The 18,920-nt window shown below is 65.9% G+C and carries 18 protein-coding genes and 1 tRNA gene; 13 read left to right on the top strand and 6 right to left on the bottom strand.

What is annotated here, in order from left to right; translation table 11 throughout:
• Complete coding sequence (locus LZ586_RS09880; RefSeq protein ID WP_235076128.1) at positions 1-213, top strand: DUF2274 domain-containing protein; 213 nt, start codon at positions 1-3, stop codon at positions 211-213.
• A complete protein-coding gene (locus LZ586_RS09875; RefSeq protein WP_235076127.1) occupies positions 210-410 on the top strand; it encodes a helix-turn-helix domain-containing protein in 201 nt (66 codons plus the stop codon). The genes LZ586_RS09880 and LZ586_RS09875 overlap by 4 nt, the downstream gene beginning before the upstream one ends.
• A gap of 129 nt (positions 411-539) precedes the next feature.
• On the opposite strand, the gene LZ586_RS18285 is transcribed toward LZ586_RS09875, so the two are convergent.
• From LZ586_RS18285 to LZ586_RS09865, 3 genes are read right to left on the bottom strand one after another with little or no spacing between them, the layout of a single operon-like run.
• Positions 540-959: an SIP domain-containing protein gene (locus LZ586_RS18285; protein ID WP_413777337.1), complete on the bottom strand. Its 420-nt coding sequence runs from the start codon at positions 957-959 to the stop codon at positions 540-542.
• Complete coding sequence (locus LZ586_RS09870; RefSeq protein ID WP_235076126.1) at positions 880-1,284, bottom strand: siderophore-interacting protein; 405 nt, start codon at positions 1,282-1,284, stop codon at positions 880-882. Before LZ586_RS09870 ends, LZ586_RS18285 begins: the two co-directional genes overlap by 80 nt.
• The gene (locus tag LZ586_RS09865) at positions 1,284-1,973 is read right to left on the bottom strand and encodes an O-methyltransferase (protein WP_235076125.1); all 690 of its coding nucleotides are present in this window, start codon (positions 1,971-1,973) and stop codon (positions 1,284-1,286) included. The genes LZ586_RS09870 and LZ586_RS09865 overlap by 1 nt, the downstream gene beginning before the upstream one ends.
• 141 nt (positions 1,974-2,114) lie before the next feature.
• On the opposite strand from LZ586_RS09865, the gene LZ586_RS09860 reads away from it, so the two are divergent.
• Positions 2,115-2,927: an AraC family transcriptional regulator gene (locus LZ586_RS09860; protein ID WP_235076124.1), complete on the top strand. Its 813-nt coding sequence runs from the start codon at positions 2,115-2,117 to the stop codon at positions 2,925-2,927.
• 150 nt (positions 2,928-3,077) lie between these two features.
• Positions 3,078-4,256: a winged helix-turn-helix domain-containing protein gene (locus LZ586_RS09855; protein ID WP_235079776.1), complete on the top strand. Its 1,179-nt coding sequence runs from the start codon at positions 3,078-3,080 to the stop codon at positions 4,254-4,256.
• Between the two features lie 142 nt (positions 4,257-4,398).
• On the opposite strand, the gene LZ586_RS09850 is transcribed toward LZ586_RS09855, so the two are convergent.
• Together LZ586_RS09850 and LZ586_RS09845 are read right to left on the bottom strand one after the other, a co-directional pair.
• Positions 4,399-5,664 carry a tyrosine-type recombinase/integrase gene (locus LZ586_RS09850; RefSeq protein WP_235076123.1) on the bottom strand — a complete coding sequence of 422 codons (1,266 nt, stop codon included), beginning with the start codon at positions 5,662-5,664 and terminating at the stop codon, positions 4,399-4,401.
• A gap of 165 nt (positions 5,665-5,829) precedes the next feature.
• Positions 5,830-5,916 (bottom strand) — tRNA-Leu (locus tag LZ586_RS09845).
• A gap of 143 nt (positions 5,917-6,059) precedes the next feature.
• Between LZ586_RS09845 and LZ586_RS09840 the strand changes: the two genes are divergently transcribed.
• The 9 genes from LZ586_RS09840 to map all read left to right on the top strand — a co-directional run bounded on the left by LZ586_RS09840 (position 6,060) and on the right by map (position 17,806).
• Positions 6,060-6,989, top strand: coding sequence for a complex I NDUFA9 subunit family protein (locus LZ586_RS09840; protein ID WP_235076122.1), 930 nt, complete (start codon positions 6,060-6,062; stop codon positions 6,987-6,989).
• Positions 6,990-7,047: 58 nt separating this feature from the next.
• Positions 7,048-7,848: an undecaprenyl-diphosphate phosphatase gene (locus LZ586_RS09835; RefSeq protein WP_235076121.1), complete on the top strand. Its 801-nt coding sequence runs from the start codon at positions 7,048-7,050 to the stop codon at positions 7,846-7,848.
• Between the two features lie 142 nt (positions 7,849-7,990).
• On the top strand, positions 7,991-9,433 hold the full coding sequence (locus LZ586_RS09830; protein WP_235076120.1) for an NAD(P)-dependent oxidoreductase: 1,443 nt from the start codon (positions 7,991-7,993) through the stop codon (positions 9,431-9,433).
• An 11-nt stretch (positions 9,434-9,444) separates the two neighbouring features.
• Positions 9,445-10,131: a DUF2059 domain-containing protein gene (locus tag LZ586_RS09825; protein ID WP_235076119.1), complete on the top strand. Its 687-nt coding sequence runs from the start codon at positions 9,445-9,447 to the stop codon at positions 10,129-10,131.
• The gene (locus tag LZ586_RS09820) at positions 10,128-10,721 is read left to right on the top strand and encodes a DUF2059 domain-containing protein (RefSeq protein ID WP_235076118.1); all 594 of its coding nucleotides are present in this window, start codon (positions 10,128-10,130) and stop codon (positions 10,719-10,721) included. The genes LZ586_RS09825 and LZ586_RS09820 overlap by 4 nt, the downstream gene beginning before the upstream one ends.
• Positions 10,718-15,226 carry a glutamate synthase large subunit gene (gltB, locus tag LZ586_RS09815; protein WP_235076117.1) on the top strand — a complete coding sequence of 1,503 codons (4,509 nt, stop codon included), beginning with the start codon at positions 10,718-10,720 and terminating at the stop codon, positions 15,224-15,226. Before LZ586_RS09820 ends, gltB begins: the two co-directional genes overlap by 4 nt.
• A gap of 178 nt (positions 15,227-15,404) precedes the next feature.
• Positions 15,405-16,712, top strand: a complete 1,308-nt coding sequence (locus LZ586_RS09810) for a M20/M25/M40 family metallo-hydrolase (protein WP_235076116.1) — start codon at positions 15,405-15,407, stop codon at positions 16,710-16,712.
• 111 nt (positions 16,713-16,823) lie between these two features.
• Positions 16,824-17,039, top strand: a complete 216-nt coding sequence (locus LZ586_RS09805; protein WP_235076115.1) for a ParD-like family protein — start codon at positions 16,824-16,826, stop codon at positions 17,037-17,039.
• Positions 17,036-17,806, top strand: a complete 771-nt coding sequence (gene map / locus LZ586_RS09800; protein ID WP_235076114.1) for a type I methionyl aminopeptidase — start codon at positions 17,036-17,038, stop codon at positions 17,804-17,806. The genes LZ586_RS09805 and map overlap by 4 nt, the downstream gene beginning before the upstream one ends.
• 15 nt (positions 17,807-17,821) lie before the next feature.
• On the opposite strand, the gene LZ586_RS09795 is transcribed toward map, so the two are convergent.
• Positions 17,822-18,919: a retropepsin-like aspartic protease gene (locus LZ586_RS09795; RefSeq protein ID WP_235076113.1), complete on the bottom strand. Its 1,098-nt coding sequence runs from the start codon at positions 18,917-18,919 to the stop codon at positions 17,822-17,824.
• Position 18,920 lies beyond the last annotated feature (1 nt).

Below are 18,920 nucleotides of genomic sequence, written 5' to 3'. Positions count from 1 at the left end.
ATGCCTGACATCAAGCTCGCGCAGCTGCGCGACCGCACGCCAGTCAAGCTCAGCATTTCGGTAACGCCGGACCTGAACCAGGCTCTCAACGACTATGCCGCACTCTATGCTCAGGCCTATGGCCGGGAGGAGCCGGTCGTCGATCTCATCCCGGCGATGCTCGTCGCGTTCATCGAGAGCGATCGCGGGTTCAAGAAGGGGAGGGCGAAATGAGCGCTGGCTCCCTTCCGACCGACCCCGAAGCGATGGATCCGATCGCCGTGCGGATCTCCGCTGCGGTGAAACTGACGGGCATCTGCCGCTCTACGATCTACGAACTGATCGGGGAGGGCACCATAGAGACCGTGAAAATCGGCCGGTCGACCTTCATCCTTTATCCGAGCCTGAAGCGGCTGTTCGAACGGAACTGACGTGGCCATCAGATTGCCGACTGGCGGAGCGGGTTTTGTGCGCTTGAGGTGTGAACACTACGACCGGAAGTAGGCAGCAAGCGGTGAGGCAGGTTCCAGCGGGGCAGGCAGCATTGCTGAGGTGCGGGGTTAGTCAAGACCAGTCTTTCCAAGGGCCCAATAAGCTTTCGTGATGACACGCCCGGTAGGAAACGATCGCGGCCGCAGGCCCTGGCGAAGCCGCTGGATCGTCCCCGCATTCCCGGTCAGCACGAGGGATGCGCCATCCACGGCGGCCTCAGCGAGCGTCGCTTCCATTGCCGCGAAGTGCGAATCGTCGCCTCTCCGTGCAACCAGCGCCACATCAAGGAGACCAAGGTGCTCGGCGACCCGTCGTGCACTCTCGACGTCTTCGACGGTGAGGCAAGCCGATACGAGACGCGTCGGGTCCTGGTGGGTTGCCGCATAAACGAGACCTATCGAGGTCTCGTCACCGACGATGACGAGCGGGGCCCCGCACGCGCGAGAGGTCCAGCGATGCGCGCGGGCCGAAGATGCTGCATTCGTCACCGGGCGCAACAGTACGGAGCCAGGCGCTTCCGGGTCCTTCGCCATGAGCATAGCCTAGAATGCACGTTCGCCCGGTGGACGGGTTCCACTCGACCGGCGTGTAGGTCCGCGTGACGAAGGCCGAGCCCATCGCGATCTGCACCTTCTGTCCGGGCAACCAAGGCACATCCGCGAGTGCCGGCCCCTCCAGCGTGATCAAATGGAAGCGGTCGGCCAATCGCTCGGTTGCCACGATGGTCGCCGTTTTCATCCACAGGCGCATCATCGCCTTGCTCAACCGCCCCGGTTCTCTGGTGGAGCGTTCCTGCAACCCCGCGGCCGGCATCACGATACCTTCACGGTAAATGCATTGCCTCGGCTTTCATCGGGAAGGGCAAACGAGACGTAACCGTTGGCAGCGTTGCGGACATAGCCCTGATATTCTGGCTCGAAGGCGTTTTCGCCGAGGATTACCGCGCCGGGCTTCAGCCAGGGCTCGACCAGCTTGAGCACTGGCAGGTAGAGCGAGAAGGCACCGTCCACCAGCAACAGGTCGACCTCGCCGCCGATTGCCTGGAGCGTCTCGAGCGCGTCGCCGGTGCGGATATCGACAAGATCGGCGAGCCCCGCCGCATCGAGGTTCGCCCGCGCGCGTGCCACCTTGGTTGGCTCCATCTCGCTGCCGATGAGATGACCGCCGCCATTGTCGCGCAGCGCGGCCGCAAGATAGATTGTCGAAATTCCCATCGATGTGCCGAACTCGACCATCCGGGTCGCCTGGCGGGCTCGCGCCATCGCGTAGAGGAAACGCCCATAGTCCGGCGAGACCGCCAGGAAATTGTCGGCGTAGCGGTGATAGATGGTCGAATAGTCGGCCTGCTCGTCCGCAAGAATGTCCGAGATCATTTGCTCAGTGCCGCCCGGGCCGTTGAACGCGGTCGTCATCGTCTCGAGATGTTCGCGATCCGACGCTTCGGCCTCTTGGTGCAGGCTCCTCAGAAGATCGGCGACACGGCTGCTGTCCAGAGTGTTCATGCATGCTTCCTATATCGATGCGGCCTGCGCTTCCGGCCTCGACGGGGTGACGCCGACCGGATACCGGGCACCGAGCATGTCGTCATTACGAAGGCCGGACAGAATGTTATTCGATCTCGCCATTGCGCCCGCCTGCTGTGGGTGCCCGCCTTGCCGATCCTAAGCGACGCCGAAGACTTCGATTGGAGCGATCCAGACGAGGTGCCGCGCCCGATCGTGGCGTTCGGTGCCGAGATGTCCGACACGGGTGGCTTCGAGCTTGAGCAGCACAGCCACAGAAAGGGCCAGATGATGCTCGTCCAGCGCGGTGCGCTCAGTTGCGAGGTGGAAGGCGGATTGTGGATCGTCCCGCCGCGCAGCGCGATCTGGATACCGGGCGGTGCGCTCCATGCCATCAAGGTGACCGGCATGCTCGAAGGCTATAATGCGTTCGTCGATCCTGCCGTGGGCACGCAGTTACCGCAGACATGCTGCGCGGTTTCGGTGACACCGCTCCTGCGCGAGCTTCTGACCCGTGCTGCGCGTCTGCCCTATTTCTATGAACAAGATGGCGCGAACGCGCGGCTGGTGGCGGTGCTGCTCGACGAACTGGGTTCGGCACAGGTCGAGGATCTACATCTGCCAATGCCGCGCGATCCTCGCCTGCGCAAAATTGTGGATGAAATGATGGCTTCGCCCGCAGATCGGGGCAGCCTGACGGTCTGGGCGAAGCGCGCCGGCATGAGCGAACGAACGCTGGGGCGTCTGGTATGTCGGGAGACCGGCATGAGCTTCGGCCGCTGGCGCCAGCAGTTCGCCATCGTGCTTGCGGTAAAGTGGCTCGCCGGGGGCGCCTCGATCCAGCGCGTGGCTGGTGACCTTGGCTATGAGAGCGTGCCCAGCTTCGTGACGATGTTCCGCAAAGCGCTCGGTACGTCCCCGGGGCGTTACATGGCAGAGCGTCACTCGAGCTGATGACCCCGCGATCGCACGACGGTGCGTTACTGACGGTTTTCGGGAGAGACAGCCGGTCTTCGAAGGTCCTGCTTTGAGCGCCAGCGCCGCCTCCTGATTGGTGGGAATGGTTGAAGGTTGACGCTTGAGGGCTGTTGCCGCCACGGCTTGGTGGTGATCAGCCTGTCTCTTGAACACGCACGGCGTGTCGTACTCGCCGCTCAGGGCTTCACGAGCGGTCGACGGGAACGGCCAACCCCCGCACACCTGCGGAAGACCATCGATCAGCTCGGGCTTTTCCAGATCGATAGTGTGAACGTGCTGACGCGGGCCCACTATCTCCCCGCGTTTTCTCGGGTCGGCAGTTTCGATCGCACGTTGCTCGAGCGCGACGCCTGGGGTCCCAAGCGTCAACGGCGCCTGTTCGAATATTGGGCGCACGAAGCCTCGCTTCTTCCACTCGATCTTCATCCGCTCCTGCGCTGGCGTATGGCTCGCGCCGAACGGGGCGAGATTGGATACCAGGGACTGAAGCGCTTCGCTGGGGAGCTTCGTCCTCAGGCTCAGGAAGTGCTTGATCGGATCAGGGGCGAGGGAGCGTTAACCGCTGCCGACTTCGAGAATGGCTCAAGCAGAAGCGGCTGGTGGGAATGGAGCCAAACAAAGCATGCGCTCGAATGGTTATTTTGGGCAGGCAAGATCACGACGGCCACGCGCCGCGGCAGTTTCGCGCGGGTCTACGACCTGCCTGAGAGGGTACTGCCTAGTGCCGTTCTCGATCTTCCCACCCCTGAGGTCGGAAGCGCGCAACGCGCGTTGATAGAGCGGAGTGCCCGAGCGCTTGGCGTGGCCACCGCCGCTGACCTGCGTGACTATTTCCGCTTGAAGCCAGACGAGGGGGATCATGCGATCGCAGCGCTCGCGGAGGCCGGCACCCTCGTTCCCGTCCGTGTCAAAGGCTGGAGCCAAAAGGCTTGGATGCATCGCGACGCGCGCTTGCCTCGCCGAGTTCACAACGCCGCGCTGCTTGCACCGTTCGATCCCCTGATATGGGACCGTAGTCGCGCGGAACGCCTCTTCGGATTTCGCTATCGGATCGAGATCTACGTGCCGCAGGAAAAACGCACGCATGGCTATTACGTCCTGCCCTTCCTGATGGACGAGGCGCTAGTCGCGCGCGTCGATCTCAAGGCTGACCGGCAGGCCGGCGTACTCCTCGCGCACCGCGTAACGCTTGAGCCCGGTGCTCCGAACGAAACCGTCGCGCGCCTCGCGGACGAGCTGAGTAGGATGGCTTCGTGGCTGGGCTTGGAGGCAGTCAGGATCGGTGAGACGATCCGGCGCTCCTGATCGGCACGAGGGCGAGCTTCCCGGAAGGCTGGAGAACTGCAGCGATGGCTGGATTTGGGCGCATTGCGGCCCTCGACTTTCCGCGGCTTGGGAGTTTTGATGCCTCCGCCGAGACACCAAATGCCGCCACTCGACGAGCACATCATGGGCCTCGCGCGCCGCGTCGCGCGAAGTCGATAGAGACCACGTTACCACCATCGGCAGACTTGCTGCTGCCGCTGTCACCGACGCGGAGTTGGTCGAGGTAGTCGGACCAGTGCTGCATCATCCGCACCCGCTCCTCCCAATACTGGCCGCGAGCATAGGCGCGCCGAACGCCATTGTTCTCCATGTGCGCGAGCTGCCGCTCGATCGCATCCGGATTCCAGAGGCCCATCTCGTTGAGAAGCGTCGCCGCCGTTGCGCGGAAGCCGTGCGCGGTCATCTCGTCGCCGCTGTAGCCCATCCGCCGAAGCGCGAAGGTGACGGTATTCTCCGACATCGGGCGTTTCCACGTGTGCATTGCCGGGAAGACATAGGGGCTGTGGCCGGTCAGCGGCCGCACCTCGCCGAGCAGGTCGAGCACCTGACGCGACAACGGCACCTGATGCGGCCAGCGCATCTTCATCTTCTCGGCAGGGATCGACCAGACGGCACGGTCGAGATCGAACTCGCTCCACTCGGCCCGGCGCAGTTCCCCAGGGCGCACGAATACATGCGGCGTCATTCGCAGGGCGAACTTGGTGATTGCGTGGCACGAGCAGTCCTCGATCGCGCGAAGCAGCACCCCAACTTCCTTGGGGCGGGTGATCGCGGCGTGGTGCTTCGTCTTCGGGACGATGATGGCACCGCGCAGGTCGCGCGCCACGTCGTGCTTCGCCCTTCCGGTCGCGATGCCATAGCGAAACACGCGGCTGATGACGCTGCGCATGCGGCGCGCGCTCTCGTAGCGGCCTGTCGCCTCGATCTTGCGCAATACCGCGAGCACCTCCTGCACTTCGATCTCCCCGATCGGCAGATCGCCTAGGAACGGATAGATCATGTCCAGCAGCCAGCGCACCTTGCGGAGCGTCACCTGGGCGCGTTCCTCGCGGGTGATCTTTACGAACCACTCTTCCGCCACGCCCTTGAACGTGGTGTTGGCGTCTATCTGTGCACGAAGCTTTCGACGCTTCTTCTCGACGAAAGGATCGGTGCCGTCGGCCACCATCTTGCGTGCGGCATCGCGCTTTTCGCGCGCCTCGGCCAGGCTGACCTCCGGCCAGACCCCGAGCGCGAGCGCCCGTTGTTTGCCGAGGAATCGGTAGCTCAGGCGCCAGTACTTGGCGCCGTTGGGCATAACCAGAAGGTAGAGGGATCGACCGTCGCCGAGCTTGTAGGCCTTCGCCCGGGGCTGGGCGTTCCTGATCGCGAGTGCCGTAAGAGCCATGTTGGTATCTCCGTCCGAAAACGGGCGAATCCAGGGCCGAAATAGACCAACAATGCTGTTGGTATGTCGGCGAACTCACCCGAACCTCGTCGGAAAAGATAATTGAAAAAGGCCTTGGCCCCCAGCCACTTACGCGACGTTGATGGACGTCACCGGACTGGAAAATGGTGCCCAGAAGAGGACTCGAACCTCCACGACCTTGCGATCGCCAGCACCTGAAGCTGGTGCGTCTACCAATTCCGCCATCTGGGCACGGGGTAGGCCGGCGCCTCTAGGGGAGGGCCGGTGGGCTTGTCAACGCACATTTCGCGCAAATACGCGCAGCATGGCCAAGCCGCTTGCCGTTTGGCCCCGTGCGCGGCATGGGAACGGCCACTGGACACATAGAGGCAGGCATGAAGGACAGGCTGGTAACGCTGATCGGCGGCGGGGGATTTCTCGGCCGCTACGTCGCACAGGAACTGTACCGCACCGGCGCGCGCATCCGCATCGCGCAGTCGCGGCCGCGCGATGCCTTTTTCCTCAAGCCTTTGGGGGGCCTTGGCCAGACCCAGCTCATCGCCGCCGATGTGACTCGGCCTGACACGATCGCCCGCGCGATTGAGGGGTCGGACCTCGTGGTCAACCTGGCCGGCACCTTCGGCCCGCGCATGCAGGCAGTGCATGTCGAGGGCGCCCGCACCGTCGCGCAGGCCGCGGCGCGTGCGGGTGTCCAGGCGCTGGTGCACCTTTCGGCGATCGGCGCGGACCCCCATTCCGATTCGGACTATGGCCGTACCAAGGGGCAGGGCGAGCGCGCGGTGCTCGACGTCTTCCCCCAGGCCACGATCCTGCGCCCTTCGGTCGTGTTTGGCCGGGAAGACGCGTTCGTGAACCGCTTCGCCGGCATGATCTCGCTGCTGCCGGTTGTACCGGTGGTGCGCGGCACGGCGCGCTTTCAGCCGGTCTATGTCGCCGATGTCGCCCAGGCGGTGCTGGCCGCGCTGAGCGATCCCCCGGCGCATGGCGGCAAGACCTATGCGCTGGGCGGCCCGGACGTGATGACGCTCGCCGAGCTGCACCGCTGGATCGCCGGCGCGCTCGGGCGCAAGGTGCATTTCGTGGAGCTGCCGGATGCACTCGGCGGCCTGCTGCCGATGCTGCCGGGCGCGCCGATCAGCAAGGATCAGTGGCGCATGCTCCAGCACGACAACATCGTCGATGCCGGCGCCGAGGGGCTCCAGGCGCTGGGGGTCTCGCCGACCCCGCTGGCGACGGTGGCGCCTGCCTGGCTGGTGCGGTTCCGCCGCAACGGCCGCTTCGGCGCGCTCGGCCAGACGGCCTGACAGGCCATCGCCGCGGCCAGTAGCGGCCGCGGCACCATGCAGGGGCGGGAAACAGCGAATGAACGAATACCTCGTGGCGATCCTGCTCGGCATCGTCGAAGGCATCACCGAGTTCCTGCCGGTTTCCTCCACCGGCCACCTGATCCTCGCCAGCGAGCTCATGGGCTATGATGCCGCGCAATGGGCGGTGTTCAACATCGCGATCCAGCCCGGCGCGATCCTGGCTATCGTGGTTCTGTACTGGCGCACCTTCCTGGCCGTCGGGCGCGGTTTGCTGAAGTGGGAGGCCAATTCGGTCGCGTTCGTGCGCAACCTGCTGATCGCCTTCGTCCCTGCCGTAGCGCTGGGCCTCGCCTTCAACGACCAGATCGAGGCGCTGCTCGAAAACGCGCAGGTCGTTGCCTGGGCGCTGATCGCCGGCGGCATCGCCATCCTGGTGGTCGAGCGGCTGGCGCGGACCGAGAATGTGCTCGGCATCGCCGGGGTGTCGTTCGCACAGTCGGTGAAGATCGGGCTGGTCCAGTGCATCGCGATGATCCCGGGCGTCAGCCGCTCGGGCGCGACGATCATGGGGGCGATGGCGCTGGGCATTGATCGCCGGACCGCCGCCGATTTCAGCTTCTTCCTGGCGCTGCCGACCCTCACCGGTGCGACCGTGCTGCAGCTGTTCAAGCATCGCGATGCGCTGACCGCCGACAGCTTCGGGCTGATCGGCGTAGGCTTCCTTGTGTCGTTCTTGGTGGCGCTGGCGGTGATCAAGGCGTTTCTGGCGGTCGTGACCAAGCACGGGTTCGCCCCCTTTGCTTGGTACCGGATCGTTGCCGGCGCCGCGGCGTTGGTATGGCTGTCGATGCGATAAGGCCGTTTCGGCCTCTTCTTCTCTGCTGAAGATGCGAGAAGCCATCTGCAGTAGGAACAATGTTGACAAAATAGGTCAGCGTAGCTGTCTTACTGGTTGAATCCTGCGTGACTTGAGCGCACCGCATCGCTAAACGTGCGCCATGGCAAATGATGCGATGTTGAAATTCGTGGCCCTCGAGCAGGCTTACCCGGCCAAGCGTCCAGCCGAACTGCGCGCTGAGGATTTCCAGGAGATCGCGAACCGCTACGCGGTTCCCGACGCGGAAGCGCAGGCAGGGCGGTGTTCGCAATGCGGCGTGCCTTATTGCTCGGTGCATTGCCCGCTTCACAACCATATCCCCGATTGGCTGCGGCTGACTGCGGAGGGTCGGCTCCAGGAAGCCTATCAGCTGTCCAATGCCACCTCGACCATGCCCGAGATCTGCGGCCGCATTTGCCCGCAGGACCGGCTGTGCGAGGGGAATTGCGTGATCGAGTTCTCCGGCCACGGCGCAGTGACGATCGGTTCGGTCGAGAAGTTCATCACTGACAAGGCCTGGGAAGAAGGCTGGGTGGAGCCGGTGCGCGCCGGTCCGGACAAGGGCCAGTCGGTCGGAATTATCGGCGCGGGCCCCGCCGGGCTCAGCGCCGCCGAGTATCTGCGCGAAATGGGCTATGCCGTGCATGTCTATGACCGGCACGACCGCGCCGGCGGGCTGCTGACCTATGGCATTCCCGGCTTCAAGCTGGAAAAGGACGTGGTGATGCGCCGCGTCGCCCGGCTGGAGGAAGGCGGCATCGTCTTCCACACGAGCTTCGAAGTTGGCCGGGACGCAAGCCTCGACGAGCTGCGCAGCCGCCACGACGCGGTGCTGGTCGCCACCGGCGTGTACAAGGCGCGGGCCATCAAGGCGCCGGGCGTCGGCGCGCGGGGCGTGGTCGAGGCGCTGGATTACCTAACCGCTTCCAACCGCAAGAGCTTCGGCGACGCAGTGCCCGCCTTCGACGACGGCAGCCTGAACGCTGCGGGCAAGCATGTCGTGGTGATCGGCGGCGGCGACACGGCGATGGACTGCGTCCGCACTGCGGTGCGTCAGGGCGCGGCGTCGGTGAAGTGCCTGTATCGCCGCGACCGGGCCAACATGCCGGGCTCGCAGCGCGAAGTCGCCAATGCCGAGGAAGAGGGCGTCGAGTTCGTCTGGCTTTCCGCGCCCGAAGCGTTCGGTGGCAGCGACACCGTCTCCGGCGTGCGCGCGTCGCGGATGCGGCTCGGGGCGCCCGATGCCAGTGGCCGCCGCTCGCCCGAGGTCGACCCCGGCGCCGCGATGAACATGCCCGCCGACCTTGTGATCAAGGCGCTGGGATTCGAAGCCGAGGATCTGCCCAGGATGTTCGGCGCGGAGACGCTGGGCGTCACGCGTTGGGGCACGCTGCGCACCGACGGGCGCACGATGATGACCAGCCTCGACGGCGTGTTCGCTGCAGGCGATATCGTCCGCGGCGCGAGTCTGGTGGTCTGGGCGATTCGCGACGGCCGCGACGTGGCGGCGCACATGCATGCCTGGATGCGCGCGCGGGCGGCCTCCGCCGTGCGTGCGGCTTGAAGGATTTCGACATGAAGACAATGTTCGCCGCAATCATGATGGGGGCCGCAGCCCTGGTGCCTGCCCCGGTTCAGGCCGGTGCCGTGCTCCAGGCGAGCAGCGCCAGACCCGAGGCCGACCGGCTGGTCGCGGTGATGCTCGCCGACGCCGCGATGATGGACGTCGCCGGGCGCGCCTTCACCTATGGCATGGAGCAGCAGCTGGCGAATGACCCCGCCACGCAGAAGCTGTACGCCGCCAATCCGGGCATGAAGGAGCATGTCGCGGGGCAGGTGCGCACCGAGTTTCTCAAGGTCATGAAGGCCGAGCTGCCCGCCCTGCGTGGCGACGTGTCGCAGCTGATCCAGGCCGACATGACCGCGCCCGAGATCACCGACGCACGCACGTTTCTGGAAAGTGCCACCGGGCGCAAGATGGCGGCGCAGATGTACCGCTCGATTGGAGACAAGCCAGACCAGAGTCAGGAGCAGATGCAGCAGGCGGCGATGGCGTCGCTGATGCGCTCGCTCACCCCCGAGGATTATCCCGCGCTGCTGGCGTTCGGCGGCAGCCCGGCGGCACAGAAGCTGCAGGCGCTCAACCCCAAGATCACCGCCGCCAGCCAGGTATGGTCCAGCCGTCTGATCGCCGCCAACGAAGCCCGCATGAAGACGCTCGCGGCGCAGTCCGCCGCGGAGTTCCTGAAGGGCAAGAAGTGAGCGCGCGCCGCGTTGCGCTTGCGCTGCTGCTTGCCCCGCTCGCGCTGCCGGTCGCAGCGCAGGCGCAGAGCGTAGTCGCGCCTGCCCGGACCGCCCCGGATCCCGCGCGGCTCACCGCCGCACGCAACCTGATCGAGCTCATGCTGCCCGCGGCCCAGCGCGATCAGATGATCGAAGGCATGATCCGCCCGATCATGGGCAATATCCGTCAGTCGATGGAGCAAGTGCCCGGGTTCAACGATGCGATGGGCAAGGATCCCAAGGTCAAGGACGCGTTCCGCCGTTTCATGAAGGCACAGGAGGATCGCAGCATTGCATCGCTGCGGACCGGCATGCCGGGGATGGTTGAAGCGATGGCAGGCGCGTATGCGCGCCGCTTCGACGTAAAGCAGCTCGCCGAAATCCGCGCCTTCTTCGAAACGCCCACCGGGCACGCGTACATGACTGCGTCGTACACGATCATGAGCGATCCCGACATTCTCGCCTGGCAGCGGGACCTGATGACGCGCTCGATGAGTCACATTCAGGAAGATGCCGAAAAGTTTCTTGGCAGCCTTCCCGCTCCCAACGCCGCGGAACCTCGCTTATGACCGATCTGCACGCCGAACGTGACCGCCTTGCCCGCGAGGGCATGTACCGCCCCGAATTTGAAGGCGATGCCTGTGGCGTCGGGCTGATCGCGGCGACCGACGGCGTCGCCTCGCGCCGCGTCGTCCAATCGGCGATCGATGCGCTCAAGGCGGTGTGGCACCGCGGCGCGGTCGATGCCGATGGCAAGACCGGCGACGGCGCCGGGCTGCACGTCGATCTTCCGGTGCGCTTCTTCGACGATGCGATCGCGATGGGCGGGCACCGCGTGCTGCCCAACCGCCTGGCGGTCGGCATGATCTTCCTCCCGCGCACCGATCTGGGCGCGCAGGAGACCTGCCGCACCATCGTCGAGAGCGAGATCATCGAGGCCGGCTACACCATCTATGGCTGGCGCCAGGTGCCGGTCGATGTGTCGGTGATCGGCCTGAAGGCGCAGGCGACGCGCCCCGAGATCGAGCAGATCATGATCGCGGGCCCGCTACCCGACGCGCAGGACGAGGCCGAGTTCGAGAAGAACCTGTACCTGATCCGCCGCCGCATCGAAAAGCGCGTGATCGCGGCGCAGGTCGGCGGCTTCTACATCTGCTCGCTGTCGGCCCGCTCGATCATCTACAAGGGGCTGTTCCTCGCGGAATCGCTCAGCGAGTTCTACCCAGACCTCAAGGACGAACGCTTCACCAGCCGCGTGGCGATCTTCCACCAGCGTTACTCGACCAACACCTTCCCGCAATGGTGGCTCGCTCAGCCGTTCCGCTGCCTTGCGCACAATGGCGAGATCAACACGGTTCGCGGCAACAAGAACTGGATGCTCAGCCACGAGATCAAGATGGCCAGCATCGCGTTTGGAGAGCAGAGCGAGGACATCAAGCCGGTGATCCCGGCCGGCGCGTCCGACACCGCCGCGCTCGACGCGGTGTTCGAGGCGATCTGCCGCTCCGGCCGCGATGCGCCCACGGCCAAGCTGATGCTGGTGCCCGAAGCCCCGGGCGACGACACGCCCGAAAGCCATGTGTCGATGTACAAGTATCTCGCCAGCGTCATGGAGCCGTGGGACGGTCCCGCCGCGCTGGCGATGACCGACGGCCGCTGGGCCGTCGCCGGTGTCGACCGCAACGCGCTACGCCCGCTGCGCTATACCCAAACCGCCGACGGCCTGCTGATCGTCGGGTCGGAGACCGGCATGGTGCCGGTGCCCGAATCCACCGTGGTCGCGCGCGGCCGCATGGGCCCGGGGCAGATGATCGCCGTCGACCTCGCCGAGGGCCGGCTCTACACCGACGCGGAGATCAAGGACCAGATCGCCGGCGAGGCCGATTATGCCGCGATGATCGGCGAGTTCCTGACCCTCGACGAACTGCCCGACGGCCCGTCCGACGCGCATTACGACCGCGCCGAACTCACCCGCCGCCAGGTCGCCGCCGGCCAGACGCTGGAGGATATGGAGCTGATCCTCGCGCCGATGATCGAGACCGGCAAGGAAGCCGTCGGATCGATGGGCGACGACACGCCGCTCGCGGTGATTTCGGACAAGCCGCGGCTGATCAGCCAGTTTTTCCGCCAGAATTTCAGCCAGGTCACCAACCCGCCGATCGACCCCTTGCGCGAACGCCATGTGATGTCGCTCAAGACGCGCTTCGGCAACCTGGCCAACATCCTCGACAAGGAAGCCAACACCTCCAAGGTGCTGGTGCTCGAAAGCCCGGTGCTGACCAACGCGCAATGGCACCGCCTGCGCGCCTATTTCGGCAGCCAGTGCGGCGAGATCGACTGCACCTTCGACGCGAAGGGCGGGCCCGAGGCGCTGCGCGCCGCAATCACGCGCATCCGTTACGAGGCCGAGCAGGCGGTGCGCGCCGGCTGCACCGAGCTGTTCCTGACCGACGAGCATCAGAACGAGGAAAAGGCCGCCATCGCCGGCGTGCTCGCCGCCGCCGCGGTCCACACCCATCTGGTGCGGCGCGGGCTACGTTCCTACGCCAGCGTCAATGTCCGCTCGGGCGAATGCCTCGACACGCATTACTACGCCGTGCTGATCGGCGTCGGCGCGACGACGGTGAACGCCTATCTCGCCGAAGCCGCGATAGCCGACCGCCATGCGCGCGGCCTGTTCGGCGACCTCACGCTCGACCAGTGCCTCAAGAACCACCGCAAGGCGATCGACGAGGGGTTGCTCAAAATCCTCTCCAAAATGGGCATCGCGGTGATCTCGTCCTACCGCGGCGGCTATAATTTCGAGGCGGTCGGCCTGTCGCGCGCACTGGTGAACGACTTCTTCCCCGGCATGCCCGCCAAGATCTCGGGCGAAGGCTATGCCTCGCTCCATCTCTCGGCGATGATGCGGCACGAAGCGGCGTATGACCGCGCCGTCGCCGCGCTGCCGATCGGCGGCTTCTACCGCCAACGCCATGGCGGCGAGACCCATGCCTTCTCCGCCCAGCTGATGCACCAGCTTCAGACCGCGGTGTCCACCGACAGCTATTCTAGCTATCTCGCTTTCTCGCGCGGGGTGCGGGATTTGCCGCCAGTCTACCTGCGCGACTTGCTCGAATTCAACTTCCCGCAGGAAGCCATCGCCATCGACCAGGTCGAGGCGATCACCGAAATCCGCAAGCGCTTCGTCACCCCCGGCATGTCGCTCGGCGCGCTCAGCCCCGAAGCGCATGAGACGCTGGCGATCGCGATGAACCGGATCGGCGCCAAGGCAGTGTCGGGCGAGGGCGGTGAGGACAAGCTGCGCTACAAGCCCTATGAAAATGGCGACAACGCCAATTCGGTGATCAAGCAGGTCGCCTCGGGCCGCTTCGGCGTGACTGCCGAATATCTCAATGCCTGCGACGAGATCGAGATCAAGGTGGCCCAGGGCGCCAAGCCCGGCGAGGGCGGCCAGCTGCCCGGCTTCAAGGTGACCGAGTTCATCGCCAAGCTGCGCCACGCCACGCCTGGCGTCACGCTGATCAGCCCGCCGCCGCACCACGACATCTATTCGATCGAGGACCTGGCGCAGCTCATCTACGATTTAAAGATGATCAATCCGCGCGCGCGGGTGTGCGTGAAGCTGGTCAGCTCGGCCGGCATCGGTACCGTCGCCGCGGGCGTCGCCAAGGCGCACGCCGACGTCATCCTGGTTGCCGGCCATGTTGGCGGCACCGGCGCCAGCCCGCAAACCAGCGTGAAATACGCCGGCACCCCTTGGGAAATGGGCCTGAGCGAAGTCAACCAGACGCTCACCCTCAACGGTCTGCGCGGCCGGGTGAAGCTGCGCACCGATGGCGGGCTCAAAACCGGGCGCGACATCGTCATCGCCGCGATCCTCGGCGCCGAGGAATTCGGCATCGGCACGCTCAGCCTGGTGGCGATGGGGTGCATCATGGTCCGCCAGTGCCATTCCAACACCTGCCCGGTCGGCATCTGCACGCAGGACGAGAAGATGCGGGCGAAGTTCGTCGGCACGCCGGAAAAGGTCATCAACCTGATGACCTTCATCGCCGAGGAAGTCCGCGAGATCCTCGCCAAGCTCGGTTGCACCAGCCTTGACGAAGTGATCGGCCGCACCGAACTGCTCCGCCAGGTCAGCCGCGGTGCCGAGCATCTCGACGATCTCGACTTGAACCCGATCCTGGCCAAGGTCGACGCGACCGACGCCGAGCGCCGCTTCTCCTTGAGCACCTTCCGCAACGAAGTGCCCGACAGCCTCGACGCGCAGATGATCAAGGACGCCGCGCCCGTGTTCGCGCGCGGCGAAAAGATGCAGCTCACCTATTCGGTGCGCAACGTCCACCGCGCGGTCGGCACCCGGCTCTCGTCCGAAGTCACCAACAAGTTCGGCATGTCGGCGCTCCAGGACGGCCACGTCCATGTCCGCCTGCGCGGCAGCGCCGGCCAGTCGCTCGGCGCCTTCCTGTGCAAGGGCATCACGCTCGAGGTGTTCGGCGACGCCAACGATTATGTCGGCAAGGGCCTGTCGGGCGGCGTGATCGTCGTGCGGCCGATGGTCAGTTCGCAGATCGAAAGCCGGCACAACACCATACTGGGCAACACCGTGCTCTACGGCGCCACGTCGGGCCGGCTGTTCGCCGCCGGCCAGGCGGGGGAGCGCTTCGCCGTCCGCAACTCGGGCGCCGACGTCGTGGTCGAAGGCTGCGGCGCCAATGGCTGCGAATATATGACCGGCGGCACCGCGGTGGTGCTCGGCGAAGTCGGCATGAACTTCGGCGCCGGCATGACCGGCGGCATGGCCTTTATCTACGATGCCGAGGGCAACTTCCATCGCCGTGCCAATCCGGAGAACATCGTCTGGCAGCGCCTCGCCTCCGCCGCGTGGGAGGCAAAGCTTCGCGGTCTGGTCGAGGCGCACGCCGTCGCGACCGACAGCAGATGGTCGCGCGGGCTGCTCGAAGATTGGGAGCGCAGCCTCACGCACTTCTGGCAGGTAATACCCAGGGAAATGCTCAGTCGCCTGGCGCATCCGCTCGACGACACCGTGGCCCTGATCGCGGCGGAGTAGAGTTCTGATCCTCCCCCGTCGGGGGGGGACGCGCCGCACCAGCGGTGAGCGACGGAAATCCCGGCCCAGGCTCTGCGCGCATTTGCCGCGGCCCGCTTCGAGGCTATACCTTATCCCCCGGTTCGACGGGGTAGGCTGCGGATCCTGGCTGCAGCTGCGCAAGCGGTAGGGGGGTCTGATGGGATTGCTGTTCGCGCGCATGGGAGCGGTGGCGCTGTTGGCGTCGGCCGCGCCGCTTCAGGCGGGGCCGGGGCTGTCACCGGCGGAGAAGACGATCGACCGCACCGTCGATGCCGAATTCGATCGGTCGGTGGCCCTGCTCCAGAAGCTGGTCGACCAGAATAGCGGCACGCTCAACCTGCCGGGCGTCGCCGCGGTCGGGGCGATGATGCATTCCGAGCTCGAGGCGCTCGGCTTCACGGTCAGCTGGAGCCCGATGGATGCCGTCGGCCGCGCCGGGCACCTGATCGCCGTGCGCAAGGGGCACGCGCGCGCGAAGCGGCTGCTGCTGATCGGCCATCTGGACACTGTGTTCGAGCCGAGCTCGCCGTTCCAGAAGTTCGTCCGCAACGGCGACCGGGCGGAAGGGCCGGGGGTCGGCGACGACAAGGGCGGCATGGTCGTGATGCTCGCCGCCCTGCGGGCAATGCAGGCCGCGGGCACGCTGAAGCGCGCCAATATCGAGATCGTGCTGACCGGCGACGAAGAGGATGCCGGCAGCCCGGTCAGCATATCGCGCGCCGACCTGATCGCGGCGGGCAAGCGCGCCGACATCGCGCTCGATTTCGAAGGCCTGGTTACCGAGAATGGCCGCGACATGGGATCGATCGCGCGGCGTTCGGCGATCGACTGGACGCTGACCGCCACCGGCAGGACCGGCCACTCCTCGCTGATCTTCACTGCCGATCAGGGCGACGGTGCCGTCAATGAACTGGTCCGGATCCTCGCCGCGTTCCGCAGCGAACTCCCGGAGCCGAACCTGACGTTCAACGCCGGCGTGATCGCCGGCGGCGCCTCCGCGTCGGTCGACGAGAGCGGCACCGGCACCGCGCTGGGCAAGACCAACATCATCCCGGGCAAGGCCGTCGCGGTGGGCGACTTCCGGACCTTGAGCGACGCGCAGACCCAGAGGGTGCGGGCCAAGATGGAGGCGATCGTCGCCGCGCATGCGCCGGGAACCGATGCGCGGATCAGCTTTGGCGAAGGCTATCCGGCGATGGCGCCGACTACGGGCAACGCGCGGCTGCTCGAGCAGTTGAACGCCGTCAATCGCGACCTCGCGTTGCCGGAGATGGCGGCGCTCGACCCGCTGAAGCGCGGCGCCGGCGACATCTCGTTCGTCGCCAGGGATGTCGACGGGCTGGCGGGGCTGGGGCCGTACAGCACGGGCGATCATGCGCCGGGTGAGACAGTGGATCTGGACAGCATTCGCCGCCAGGCCAAGCGTGCCGCTATCCTGATGTCGCGGCTGAGCAACCAGCCCTGACCTAGGAGCGGCACCACATCCGAGCCTAAAGCTCCCATGGTTGTCGCCAGCTTGCCGCCAACGACTGTCGCTGATACGGTTCATATACGAAACGTATAGCGGGAACGAACCTTGGGCATCGTCAACATCGAAGACGAACTTCACGAGCAGCTGCGCAGGGCAAGCAAGGTTTCCTGCCGCTCGATCAACGCCCAGGCGGCCTTCTGGATCAAGATCGGCATGCTGTGCGAGTTGAGTCCGCAGCTGACCTTCCAGCAAATCGCCGTCCGTGAGCTCAAACAGGCCGGCGTCGATCCTGCAGATGCCGGCGCGGCGTCGGGGATATGATCAAGTCCGCTGCGGAAATCGCGCTGATGGCCGAGTCAGGGCGTCTTCTGGCGTCGGTCTTTACGCATCTCGAAAGCCTGGCGCTCGCCGGCCGGACGACGATGGAGATCAACGACCTGGTTGAAGACTTCATCGTCCGCCAGCTTGAGGCGCGGCCGGCAAGCAAGGGCCAATATGGCTATGGCTTCGTCTTGAACTGTTCGAGGAACGCCGTCGTGTGTCACGGCGTCCCTTCGACTGACGAGGTGCTGCAGGACGGCGACATCGTCAATTTCGACATCACGCTGGAAAAGAACGGCTACCTTGCGGATTCCAGCAAGACCTTCCTGATCGGCGAAGTGGCGCCCGCCGCGCGGCGGCTGGTGGCGACCACCTATGAGGCGATGTGGAAGGGCATCCTCGCGGTCCGTCCCGGCGCCAGGCTCGGCGATATCGGCTACGCCATCGAGCGTCACGCCAAACGCGCCGGCTATTCGGTGGTTCGGGAATATTGCGGGCACGGCATCGGCCAGGAGATGCATGAGGATCCCCAGATACTCCATTTCGGCAAGCCCGGGACCGGATTGACGCTGCGGGAGGGCATGGTTTTCACGGTCGAGCCGATGCTCAATCAGGGCCGCAGGACGGTTCGCACCGAGGACGATGAATGGACCGTCGTCACTGCCGACGGAAAACTGTCGGCGCAGTTCGAACATACCGTGGCGGTCACCGGCGACGGCGTTCGCGTCCTGACGCTGCGGCCCGATGAGACGCCACCGCGAGGATGACGCGCGGCGGCCCTTTCAGGGTGCTTCCTGCGGGGTGAACCAGAAGCTCAGGCGGTCCGCGGCGATCGTGATCCGCCGGCCCGCCATCCAGCCGCCGCCCACGAAACCGTCCCGGCCGATCAGGCTGGTGTCGCTGCCTGTCGTGGCGCACGGCTTGATCGCGAACGAACAGGCGCGCGCCGCCTCGCCGCCAATCGCGAGCGGCAGCGCAAGCCCGGTGCGGATGGCGATCACGCCGGCGGCGTTGGCGGTGGTGGCATCGCGGAGTGGCCCGCTCGCGAAGCGTTGGGCATAGTGCTCGCACAGCAATTCCCCGCCGGCGCCGCTGTCGAGCAGCAGGAAGGCATCGTCGCCGGCGATCCGGGCATGAACCAGCGGAACCTCGCCTTCCCAATATAGCGCAACCCCCGGCTGCGCCGGGGCGTCTTCCCCGATCATCAGGCGCCGCGCGGCATAATCGAGCGTCACGACAGCCCCCGGGAATGCATCCAGCGGAGAGAGGATGCCAGCGACGTCGAGACCCGGCGGGAAATCGAACAGGATCGCCGGTACGTCGCGCGCCGCCGCGCCCGCCTGAAGCGAGCCAATCCGCACAGTGGTCGCGGCGATCTCGCGACCGCTTCCATCCTCGACGCTATGCGCGACGCCCGGTGCGAAACGGATGCCGCTCCGTTCGCACCAGCCGCGCGACAAGGCGCTGTGGGGCGCGCCGGTATCGACGATGAAATACCCCCGCTTCCCATCCACTTCCGCCTCCACGATCGGAATCGGCTGGTCGAACAGGAACGGAGCCGATCCAGGCCGGACTCCGTGTCCCGCCTGGCCGAGAACGACCGCGGCATCGACCCGCCGGCGATCGACCGCCGCCCACCGCTCGTCATACGTAGGCGGGATACCCATCGCCGCGCACGCGCGCGCCAGCCGCAATCGCGCGAGCGGCGAGGAGAACGCGCCGGCGTCCCGATCCGCGAGCGCTGCAACCGCCGCCATATCGCGCCGCGCGATGGCGATGCCCAGGCGGTGCGTGGCGGCGTGCTGCGGAGACATTTCGGCGGACCCGTGCAACAGCGCCTCGCCCAGCCGGCCAGCGTCGCTCGCGTCCCAGGCTGCCACT

This window comes from Sphingomonas sp. S2-65, from assembly GCF_021513175.1.
Lineage (GTDB): Bacteria > Pseudomonadota > Alphaproteobacteria > Sphingomonadales > Sphingomonadaceae > Sphingomonas.
Note: the sequence above shows the minus strand (reverse complement) of the source record. Positions and strands in the feature narration are given on the sequence as shown.

Bases quoted from the DNA above. Each gene is read 5' to 3' on its own strand.
- LZ586_RS09865 (WP_235076125.1), bottom strand. From the start codon at position 1,973: ATGAACACTCTGGACAGCAGCCGTGTCGCCGATCTTCTGAGGAGCCTG.
- LZ586_RS09810 (WP_235076116.1), top strand. From the start codon at position 15,405: ATGGGATTGCTGTTCGCGCGCATGGGAGCGGTGGCGCTGTTGGCGTCG.
- LZ586_RS09870 (WP_235076126.1), bottom strand. From the start codon at position 1,284: ATGCCGGCCGCGGGGTTGCAGGAACGCTCCACCAGAGAACCGGGGCGG.
- map (WP_235076114.1), top strand. From the start codon at position 17,036: ATGATCAAGTCCGCTGCGGAAATCGCGCTGATGGCCGAGTCAGGGCGT.
- LZ586_RS09875 (WP_235076127.1), top strand. From the start codon at position 210: ATGAGCGCTGGCTCCCTTCCGACCGACCCCGAAGCGATGGATCCGATC.
- gltB (WP_235076117.1), top strand. From the start codon at position 10,718: ATGACCGATCTGCACGCCGAACGTGACCGCCTTGCCCGCGAGGGCATG.
- LZ586_RS09830 (WP_235076120.1), top strand. From the start codon at position 7,991: ATGGCAAATGATGCGATGTTGAAATTCGTGGCCCTCGAGCAGGCTTAC.
- LZ586_RS09825 (WP_235076119.1), top strand. From the start codon at position 9,445: ATGAAGACAATGTTCGCCGCAATCATGATGGGGGCCGCAGCCCTGGTG.
- LZ586_RS09840 (WP_235076122.1), top strand. From the start codon at position 6,060: ATGAAGGACAGGCTGGTAACGCTGATCGGCGGCGGGGGATTTCTCGGC.
- LZ586_RS09880 (WP_235076128.1), top strand. From the start codon at position 1: ATGCCTGACATCAAGCTCGCGCAGCTGCGCGACCGCACGCCAGTCAAG.
- LZ586_RS09850 (WP_235076123.1), bottom strand. From the start codon at position 5,664: ATGGCTCTTACGGCACTCGCGATCAGGAACGCCCAGCCCCGGGCGAAG.
- LZ586_RS09835 (WP_235076121.1), top strand. From the start codon at position 7,048: ATGAACGAATACCTCGTGGCGATCCTGCTCGGCATCGTCGAAGGCATC.